The organism is Terrabacter sp. P5_B1 (assembly GCF_056400505.1).
In genome coordinates, this window is sequence record NZ_JBFULD010000582.1 from 1 (window position 1) to 1,090 (window position 1,090).

1 protein-coding gene is annotated in these 1,090 nt (G+C 76.1%); it reads left to right on the plus strand.

Features of this window, described 5'->3' with window-relative positions; genetic code table 11:
- Nucleotides 1-73 precede the first annotated feature (73 nt).
- Nucleotides 74-1,090 (plus strand): serine/threonine-protein kinase (locus AC1DP0_RS22185; protein ID WP_478088796.1); only part of this gene is annotated, 1,017 nt, incomplete at its 3' end.

A 1,090-nucleotide genomic window follows, 5' to 3' on the forward strand; every position in this document is an offset into this window, starting at 1 on the left:
GACCGACGAAGAGCCACCGCGGGCCTCGCAGTCTCCGGCGCGGCCGGAGGTCCCCGGGCACCGTGTCGAGGCCGTGATTGGCACCGGTTCGTCGGCCGTCGTGTGGTCGGGCACCGACGCGTCCGGGCGGCGCGTGGCGATCAAGGTGCCCCACCGCGGCCGCGACGAGGTCGACCGGCTGCAGGCGATGGCCGAGCAGCAGGTCCTGCTCGCCGTGCAGCACGACCACCTGGTGCCCTTGCGGTCGGTGGTGCCGCTCGCCGACGGCCGTGAGGCGCTCGTGTTCGATCTCGTCCGTGGAGCACAGCTCGCCGGCATGGTGCGCACCCGCGGTCACCTGCGGCCGGGTGAGGTCGTCACCGTGCTCACCCCCGTGTGCGAGGCCGTCGCCCACCTGCACGCGGCGGGAGGCCTGCACGCCGACATCTCGCCCGCCAACATCACGGTGACCCCCGACGGGCGCCCGGTGCTGCTCGACCTCGGGGCCGCGCGCGTGGCCGGGCGTGACCCCGGCGCCGTGCACGGCACGCCGGGGTTCATCGCCCCAGAGGTCCGGCTCGGGTCCGAGCCGGACGAGGCCGCCGACGTCTACGCCCTGGGTGCTGTCGCGTGGTTCTGCCTGACCGGCAACGGCGCGCCCGACACCATGATCCGCCTCGACCACGAGACGGTCGTCAGCCATGTCGGAGCCGGCCTCGCCGACGTCGTGGCGGCGGCCATCGATCCCGAGCCCGGGCTCCGGCCCGGGGCTGCCGAGCTCGCCCGGCTCTTCTACGACGCGGTCCGGCCCGAACCGGTGGAGGTCGTGGTCGGCGCCGACGAGGCCTCCGCACTGACCCACCGACTTCGCGCAGACGCCGGCCGCGACCCCCGCGTCATCCAGCCCCCACGCCGGCGCTGGCCCCGGCGACTCGTCATCTCGGCCGTCGTCGCGGCTCTGCTGCTGGCCGCAGCAGGCTGGGCGCTGGCGGCGCAGGGGCCTGACGCACGCCCTCTCGCAACCCCGACGGCCGGCCCCGTCGCACCCCGAACGGCAACCGGCGTGGGGGCGACGCCCGCAGCCGTTGCCCCGCCCCCGGCACCCGTTGCA